Consider the following 8,675-nt stretch of genomic DNA (forward strand, 5'->3'; position numbering starts at 1 on the left):
CAAATCCTTACCGAAAGGTCCACCCGGGTGGGCGGATGGCGCGGCGGGCCTGCGGCCCTTTACCCCGCGCCAGTGCCTTCGGCGGGATATTTTTGCCAAGAAGAAGGCGCGCGCTGTCGGGGAGCGAACGGAACCGCGCAGGGGTCTGCGACGGGCCTGCCGGCCCTTGATTCCGCGCCAGTAGGCAAGAACAGCCGTTCAGCGCAGCGGAAGCGGCCTTGTGCGGGGGCTGGGCATTCCCTTTTCGCGCAACGCCAGTTGCGCCGCCGCCAGCCGTGCCACCGGCACCCGGAAGGACGAGCACGAGACGTAATCGAACCCCGCCTTGCGGCAGAACTCGATCGATTCCGGATTGCCGCCATGTTCGCCGCAGATCGAAAGCGTCAAGTCGGCCCGCGCCTTGCGCCCGCGTTCGGCGGCAATCAGCAGAAACTCGCCCACCCCATCCACATCGAGGATATGGAACGGGTCTTCGGTAAAGACCCCGCGCTGCACATAGGTGTGCATGAAGCGCCCGGCATCGTCGCGCGACAGGCCATAGGTCATTTGCGTCAGGTCATTGGTGCCGAAGCTGAGAAAGGATGCGTGCTGCGCGATCTCGCCGGCGCGCAGGGCTGCGCGCGGGGTCTCGACCATGACACCGAGGCGATAGTCGAAATCCGCACCGAGTTCCATGCGCACCGATGCGGCCACGGCATCGATGCGGGCCTTGACGATCTCGACCTCACGCTTGGCCGACACCAGCGGGATCATGATTTCGGGCACAATGGGCGCGCCGTTGCGGCTGGCCTCGACGGTGGCCTCGAAGATCGCGCGGGCCTGCATGTCGTAGATTTCTGGCAGGGTGATGCCCAGCCGCACCCCGCGCATCCCCAGCATCGGGTTGAACTCGGCCAGCGCCTCGGCCCGACGGATGATTTCCGAAAGCGGGCGGTCCAGCGCGTCGGCCAGGTTGCGCAGACCCTCGCGCCCGTGGGGAAGGAACTCGTGCAGCGGCGGGTCAAACAGCCGGATGCAGACAGGCAGGCCCTGCATGATCCCGAAAAGGCGTGTGAAATCAGCCCGCTGCATGGGCAGAAGGCGATCAAGCGCGGCGCGCCGGTCCTCCGAGGTGTCGGCGAAGATCATCTCGCGCATCACGGTGAGGCGGTCTTCCTCGAAGAACATGTGTTCGGTGCGGCACAGCCCGATCCCCTCGGCCTCGAACCCGCGGGCGAGGCGGGCGTCGGCGGGCGTGTCGGCATTGGCGCGGACGCCGATATCGCGGAACGCGTCAGCCCAGGACAGAAGCAGCCGAAAGGCATCGTCCAACGCCGGCTCCAGCAGCGCGGCGGCGCCGGCCAGAACCTCGCCGCGCGTGGCGTCGATGGTGATCAGGTCGCCCTCGCGAAAGCTGCGCCCGTCGCCCGCGACGACCTTGCCCGCATGGGCGTCGATCCGCAGCCCCGAGGCCCCCACCACGCAGGGCAGGCCCAGGCCGCGCCCGATCACCGCGGCATGGCTGGTCATGCCGCCCCTTTCGGTCAGCACTGCCGAGGCCGCATGCATCCCGCGGATATCCTCGGGCGTGGTCTCGCGGCGCACCAGGATGCACGGCTCGCCCCGCGCCGCGCTGGCCTGCGCGGCGGCCGAGGTGAACACGATTCGCCCCTGTGCGGCGCCGGGGCTTGCGCCGATGCCGCGCGCCACCGGATCGCGCCGCGCCGCCGGATCGACCTGCGGATGCAGCAGCTCTGACAGCGCGGCGGGTTCGACACGCACCACCGCCTCTTCGCGGCTGATGATCCCGTCTTCGGCCAGCGCCACCGCAATGCGCACTGCCGCGCGCGACGCGCGCGGCATCTTCACCGCATCGAGCACCCAGAGCTTGCCGTCTTCCAGCGTGAACTCGATCTGCATTTCCTCGCGCAGGCCGGCGCGGGCGCATTTGCCGTATTCCATGAGCCGGGCGAAGACCTCGGGTGCAAGTTCCTCCAGCGAAGGGCCGCGCGGGTCGCGGGTGAGATAGAGCGCGCCCCCGCCCTCGCGCACCGACACCCGGCCCTGGACCTGGGCCTGAAAGCGCCCTGTCACCTGCGGTTGCCCCGTGGTGCTGTCGGCAAACTGGATCACGCCCGAGCCGCTGTTGCCGCTGCCCACGCCCAGCGCCATGGCCTGCACCACGAGGCCCAGGCCCGCCTCGGCCGGCGCGCCCTTGGCCTGGCGCAGAAGCCGCGCCGATGTCCCCTCCCAGGCGCGCGCCATCGAGCGCAGAACCTCGGTGAGTTGCTGCGCGGGGTCTTGCGGAAACGACTCGTCCATCTCGGCCTCGTAGGCCGCAAGCGCGCGCGCGAGCGCGGCCTCGCTGGGCGGGGCGGGTTCGAAAAGGTCGGGGTCGAGCCGCGCCACATGGGTGGAATAGAGCTGCACGAAATGCATATAGAGCGCCGTCGCCGCCTCGGCGCCGTGCACCTTGGCCAGCGCGGCGCGGCGGGATTCGTTCATGCCGATGTTGAGGATCGTGCCCGGCCCGCCCCAATCGGGGTTTTCCGAACTGGGCCGCACCGAAACCAGCTGCCCTTCGCCGAAATGTGCCAGAAGCCCGGCAGTGTCGGGCAGGTTGCCCGCGGCGATCGCCCGCACGGTGTCGAAAGGCAGCGCCACGGTTTGCGGCACCGGCATTTCCAGCCGCACCAGCCGCTGCAGGCATTTCGCGCGCCAGCCATGCGTTTCCGAGGCGATCTTCGCCTTTGGCGTCAGCTCGGTGAACTGGGCGATCTGTCGGTGTTGCTGCACTGCGGCACTCCTTATGGGCGTGCAGCATACGCCATCGCGCCGACGAGGCAAGCGAGGATGCCCGGCGCGGGAGACCCGCATGGGCGCGCGCACGGGCGGACGAACACGGGGCGGGCAAACACGGGGGGCCTCACTCGCGCGGGCTCGCCCGGCCGGCCTGGGCCACGCCGCGGCGCGCCTATTCCCAGCAGGAGGCCCGCACCGTCATGTCGGCGGCCAGCAGGCTGATTTCCTCGGGCTGCAGGGCCTCGGCCCGCTCAAGCGAGGCAGGGCGGATACCATTGCCAGGCAGTGCCGCGTGAATCGCCTGCCCCGCCAGCGCAAAGCGCACATCCGGCGGCAGTTGGCGCCCTTCGAACACATCGGGCGGCAGCAGCATTCCCAGCACGGCGCCGGTGCGGTCAAAGACCGGGCCACCGATATCGCCTTCCATCGCGTCGATGGACAGCCGCCGCAGCATGGCCTCGCCCTTCAGCCCCTCCAGCCCGGTCAGGCTGCCGAAGGTCAGGGTCGGGCGCGACAGCAGGTCGTCGAAGGGAAACCCGGCAAGGATCACCTCGTCATGCAGTTCGGGCGGGCGCGCGGGGAAACTGGCAAAAGCCAGCGGTGCAAGCTCTTCGGCCGGTTCAAGCACCAGCAGGCCCAGATCGGCGTCATGCAGGACGATGCTGGCCTCGTGGCGGTCGTCGATGGTCAGCCGCCGGCAGCCATCGGCCAGCGAGGCGCTTGTCACGACAACGCCGGTGGGGCCAACGTAAAATCCGGTGCGCGACCTCAGCGGGCGCCGCACCTCGAGACCGGCCAGCAACTCGCTGCGCTGCACCTCGGAAAGCGGCTGGCCCAGCCCGTCGGGCAGAGTGCCGCCGAAGGGGGCAAAGCTGGCTTCCATTTCCGCAAGAATGCGCTCGGCGCGGCGATCCTGCTCGGGCGACCAGATCAGGCTGTAGCCCTTGACCTGCCCGTTGCGGTATTCGGCATAGCTGTGCGAGCGCAGGCTGCCGCTCTGCCCGGTCAGGACGAAGGAATTGCTGCGGCGTTCGCGGTAGCCTTCGGGTGGCACGATCTCGAGCGTCTGCATGATCTCGTAAAGGCCGAACAGCGTGGCCAGACTGCCTTCCTGGCTGATCAGCAGCACCTGAACGCCGCTGCCGTCGCGCGCGGTGTAATGGGCAAAGGGGGCCTCGTGCCGGTCAAACTCGACCAGCCCCATGGGCAGGGTGATCTCGATGCCCGCCGCTTCGTCGCGCTGGGTCTCGAAGCCGAAGGCGCCCTGTTCGGCAGCGTAGGTGGCCAGCAGTTCGGCCCGCTGCGCGGTGGTCAGCACCCCCGTGGGCTGATACCCGCGATCTTCCTGCCAGGCCGTCATCGCCGCGCGGGTGCCGGGGCCGAAGGAGGCATCGATCGCCAGGTCGTAAAACCCCTTCCATTGCAGTGCGGTCTGTATTTCGACGCGTTGGTCGCGGCCAAGCTGCGCCTCGCTGGCGCGGGCCTGGGCCAGCGTCTCCTGCGGGGCGGTCTCCGGCGCAGGCTCGGGCTGCGGCGCAGAAAGTGCGGGCGCCTCGGGCTGCGGGGCCGGCGCATCGGCGCGCGCGCCTTCTGCGGGCCAGAACCGTTCGCCATAGCGGGTGGAGGGCTGCACATAGGCATCGGCGGGGATCATCTGCGTGGCCTGCAATGCGCGGCGTTCGGCATCGGCGGCATCGCGGTCGGGAAAGGGGCCAAGCGCGATCGCATACCACCCACTCTGCACCAGCCGGTAGCCATGCACATTATCGAACCAATCCGCGTAACGCTCGGCAAACTCCAGCCCGCGCGACAGGGTCGGATGCGCCTCGACCTGAAGATAGATGCGTTCATTCTGCTGCGCCGAAGCGGCGAAACCGGCAATGAACAATGTGAAAAGGGCAATGGCGGCAACGGTGCGGTCAATCTGGCGTTTCACGGCTATCCCGTATCTGGCTGCGAATCTTTCGCCCGAGCCTAGCAGAGCCGCCGTCACATGCATCTCAATAATCGTTCAGGCGGCGTTGACCCCCCTGCCCAGCTTGCCTAGACAGCAAGCGCGAGCCTTCAGGAGAGAGACCAATGGCCGACAACGCCCTTGCGCGTCCGCGCAGCTTTCAGGAGATTATCCTGCGGCTTCAGACCTACTGGGCCGAAAAAGGCTGCGCGATCCTGCAGCCCTATGACATGGAGGTGGGCGCGGGCACCTTTCACCCGGCCACGACGCTGCGGGCGCTGGGGTCGCGGCCCTGGGCGGCGGCCTATGTGCAGCCCTCGCGCCGCCCGACCGACGGGCGCTATGGCGAAAACCCCAACCGGCTGCAGCACTATTACCAGTATCAGGTCATCATCAAACCCTCGCCGCCCGACCTGCAAGAGCTGTATCTCGGAAGCCTGCGCGCCATCGGCATCGACGACGCGCTGCACGACATCCGCTTTGTCGAGGACGACTGGGAAAGCCCCACCCTGGGCGCCTGGGGGCTGGGCTGGGAGGTCTGGTGCGACGGGATGGAAGTGTCGCAGTTCACCTATTTCCAGCAGGTCGGCGGGCATGATTGCCACCCTGTCTCGGGCGAGCTGACCTATGGGCTGGAACGCCTGGCGATGTATGTGCTGGGCGTCGACCACGTGATGGAGATGCCCTTCAACGCCCCCGACGCGCCGATTGCGCTGAAATACGGCGATGTCTTCCGCCAGACCGAGGAGGAATACTCGCGCTGGAACTTCGACCAGGCCGACACCGACACGCTGTTCCAGCACTTCAAGGATGCCGAAGCCGAATGCCAGCGCATCCTCGACGCGCCCGGAACCGACAAGGCCGGGCGGGCGATCATCATGGCGCACCCCGCCTACGACCAGTGCATCAAGGCCAGCCACATCTTCAACCTGCTCGATGCGCGCGGGGTCATCAGCGTGACCGAGCGACAGGCCTATATCGGCCGCGTGCGCGCACTGGCCAAGATGTGCGCCGATGCCTTCGTGCAGACCGAAGCGGGCGGGGCGGCAGCGTGATCGGGCGACTCGTGATCGTGGCGCTGCTGCTGGCCACCGTTCTGGCCGGCGGCGCGATGTATTACCTGCAGGTTTACGGCTATTATGACAGGCTGCCCGCGCAGAACAGTTTCGCCATCACCCCCGAAGGCGCCATCCAACCCGTGCCCGTCGCCGTGCATGATTTCCAGGGCATCGACTCGGGCAGTTCACCCATCCGCTACCGCGCCTGTTTCACGCTGGCCGACGCGCCCGAGGGCTTCACCCCCTACCCCGCGCCCACGCCGCTGACCGCGCCGCACTGGTTTGGCTGTTTCGATGCCGCCGCCATCGGCGCCGCGCTTGAGGGCGGCGAGGCCCGCGCCTATCTGGCGCAAGCCAACTTCACCTATGGCTTCGACCGGGTCGTGGCCGTCTTTCCCGATGGCCGAGCCTATGCCTGGCAACAGATCAACGCCTGCGGCGAGGCGCATTTCGACGGCAACCCGTTGCCGCCACACTGCCCGCCCCCGCCTTCCTCCTGAGGACAGAACAAGATGCCCGATTTGCTGATCGAACTCTTCTCCGAGGAGATCCCCGCAAGGATGCAGCCGCGCGCCCGCGAGGCACTGAAAAAGCTTGTCACCGACGGGCTGGTCGAGGCCGGGCTGACCTATGCGGCCGCGCAGGCGTTTTCGACCCCGCGGCGGCTGGCGCTGGCGGTCGAGGGGCTGTCAGACCAAAGCCCCACCCTGCGCGAGGAACGCAAGGGCCCGCGCGTGGATGCACCTGAAAAGGCGATCGAGGGCTTTCTGCGCGCCACCGGCCTTGCGCGCGAGGCGCTTGAGGTGCGCGATGAAAAGAAGGGTCAGATCTATTTCGCGGTGATCGAGCGGCCGGGCCGCCCCGCCGATGCCATCGTGGCCGAGGTGCTGGAAGGCGCGATCCGCCATTTCCCCTGGCCCAAGTCGATGCGCTGGGGTGCGGGTAGCTTGCGCTGGGTGCGCCCGCTGCATTCGATCCTGTGCATCCTGTCGGACGAGGCCGGCGCAAGGGTGGTCGATCTTGAGGTCGATGGCATCGTTGCCGGGGACACCACGCGCGGGCATCGCTTCATGGCGCCCGCGCCCTTTGCCGTCACCGGGTATGAGGATTACGCCGCGAAACTGCGCAAGGCTTATGTGGTGCTGGACGCGCAGGAACGCGCCGAACACATCCGCGCCGAAGCCGAAAGCGCGGCGTTCGCCCAGGGGCTGGAGCTGGTGCAGGATGCGGGGCTTTTGGAAGAGGTCGCGGGGCTGGTGGAATGGCCCGTGGTGCTGATGGGCGAGATCGGGGCAGAGTTCCTGGACCTGCCGCCAGAGGTGCTGCAAACCTCCATGCGCGAGCATCAGAAGTTCTTTTCGCTTCGCGACCCGAAATCGGGGCGGATTGTTCGATTTGTGACAGTGGCGAACCGCGAAACCGCCGATCACGGCGCCACCATCCTGGCCGGGAACGGCAAGGTGCTGGCTGCGCGACTTTCAGACGCCAAGTTCTTCTGGGAAAATGATTTGCGCCGGGTAAAGGCCGAAGGGCTGGAAGGCATGGCCGAGGGGCTGGCCAACGTGACCTTCCACAACAAGCTGGGCAGCCAGAAAGATCGCATAAGTAGAATCGAGGCGCTGGCGCGGGAGATCGCGCCGCTGGTCGGCGCGGACCCCGAGCAGGCCGCGCAGGCCGCCCGCGTGGCCAAGGCCGACCTGCAATCCGAGATGGTCGGCGAGTTCCCCGAGTTGCAAGGCGTGATGGGCGTCTACTACGCCCGCGCGCATGGGCTGCCCGAGGCTGTGGCGCGTGCCTGCAATGAACATTACCAGCCGCTTGGGCCATCCGACGCGGTGCCGTCCGCGCCGGTGAGCGTGGCCGTGGCGCTGGCCGACAAGATCGACACGCTGACCGGCTTCTGGGCGATTGACGAGAAACCGACGGGATCGAAAGACCCCTACGCGCTGCGACGGGCGGCGCTGGGGGTGATCCGGTTGGTGTTGGGGAATGGACTAAGTATCACGCTCAACAACGGCTTCGTCATTGGTGGTCGCCGAAACATGGCTTCGGTGCTTCGTCTAGCTGTCGATCATGTCGACAAAGAGTTCAGGTTTGAGGCACTCAAAGCTCTCGGTGTTGATGTTGAAGGTTCTGATATCTCCAAGTTACAGGCGCAATCAGCAAAGTCAGCTGACTTATTGTCAGCTGGATTTGGTCATGGAGTCCCTCCCCAAGAGTGGGAAGTTGAACGAGCAAATGACCTCCTCGCCTTCCTCCACGACCGGCTCAAGGTCCACCTGCGCGAGCAGGGCATCCGCCATGACGTGATCGACGCCTGCCTCGCCATGCCGGGAAATGACGACCTCACCCTGCTGGTCAAGCGGGCCGAGGCGCTGGCCGCCTTCCTGCAAACCGACGATGGCGAAAACCTCGTTCAAGGCTTCAGGCGCGCCAACAACATCCTCACCCAGGCCGAGGAAAAGGACGGGGTGGAATACTCCTTCGGCCCCGACCCCAAACTGGCCGACACGGACGAGGAACGCGCGCTGTTCGCCGCGCTCGACCGGGCAGAGGCCGCCATCGCCCCGGCGATGCAGGCCGAGGATTTCGCCGCCGCCATGCGCGCCATGGCCGGCCTGCGCGCGCCCATTGATGCGTTTTTCGAGGCGGTGCAGATCAACACCGACAATCAGGTGATCCGCCGCAACCGGCTGAACCTGCTGCACCGCATCCGCGAAATCTGCCTCGGCGTGGCCGATCTGCGCCGGCTGGAGGGCTGAGCGGGCGGCAGCCTCTGCATTATGGCATGTTGCGTTGAATTGATCTCGCCCGATTCTGACCAGAGGGCATGCGCTCGCCCGAGGTGGGCGCGGATGCGCCCGCCTGGGGGGCGGGCGGGC

General features: G+C 67.2%; 5 protein-coding genes. 3 read left to right on the top strand and 2 right to left on the bottom strand.

Features of this window, described 5'->3' with window-relative positions:
• Nucleotides 1-198: 198 nt before the first annotated feature.
• On the bottom strand, nt 199-2,856 hold the full coding sequence (locus DQ229_RS03850) for a putative PEP-binding protein (RefSeq protein WP_114964956.1): 2,658 nt from the start codon (nt 2,854-2,856) through the stop codon (nt 199-201).
• A 97-nt stretch (nt 2,857-2,953) separates the two neighbouring features.
• Nucleotides 2,954-4,717: a serine protease gene (locus DQ229_RS03855; protein WP_114964957.1), complete on the bottom strand. Its 1,764-nt coding sequence runs from the start codon at nt 4,715-4,717 to the stop codon at nt 2,954-2,956.
• Nucleotides 4,718-4,860: 143 nt separating this feature from the next.
• On the opposite strand from DQ229_RS03855, the gene DQ229_RS03860 reads away from it, so the two are divergent.
• Genes DQ229_RS03860 through glyS form a run of 3 tightly spaced genes read left to right on the top strand, consistent with a single transcriptional unit; the run spans nt 4,861 to nt 8,555 of the window.
• The gene (locus DQ229_RS03860) at nt 4,861-5,790 is read left to right on the top strand and encodes a glycine--tRNA ligase subunit alpha (RefSeq protein WP_114964958.1); all 930 of its coding nucleotides are present in this window, start codon (nt 4,861-4,863) and stop codon (nt 5,788-5,790) included.
• A complete protein-coding gene (locus DQ229_RS03865) occupies nt 5,787-6,293 on the top strand; it encodes a DUF6446 family protein (protein WP_338014142.1) in 507 nt (168 codons plus the stop codon). Before DQ229_RS03860 ends, DQ229_RS03865 begins: the two co-directional genes overlap by 4 nt.
• A gap of 12 nt (nt 6,294-6,305) precedes the next feature.
• Nucleotides 6,306-8,555 (top strand): glycine--tRNA ligase subunit beta, encoded by a 2,250-nt coding sequence (glyS, locus tag DQ229_RS03870; protein WP_114964959.1) that lies wholly within the window; start codon nt 6,306-6,308, stop codon nt 8,553-8,555.
• The last annotated feature ends 120 nt before the right edge of the window (nt 8,556-8,675 follow it).

This window comes from Alkalilacustris brevis (assembly GCF_003350345.1).
Taxonomy (GTDB): Bacteria; Pseudomonadota; Alphaproteobacteria; order Rhodobacterales; family Rhodobacteraceae; genus Alkalilacustris; species Alkalilacustris brevis.

Excerpts from the sequence above, each read along its gene's own strand:
- DQ229_RS03850 (WP_114964956.1), bottom strand. The coding sequence starts at position 2,856 with ATGCGGGTCTCCCGCGCCGGGCATCCTCGCTTGCCTCGTCGGCGCGAT.
- DQ229_RS03860 (WP_114964958.1), top strand. The coding sequence starts at position 4,861 with ATGGCCGACAACGCCCTTGCGCGTCCGCGCAGCTTTCAGGAGATTATC.
- glyS (WP_114964959.1), top strand. The coding sequence starts at position 6,306 with ATGCCCGATTTGCTGATCGAACTCTTCTCCGAGGAGATCCCCGCAAGG.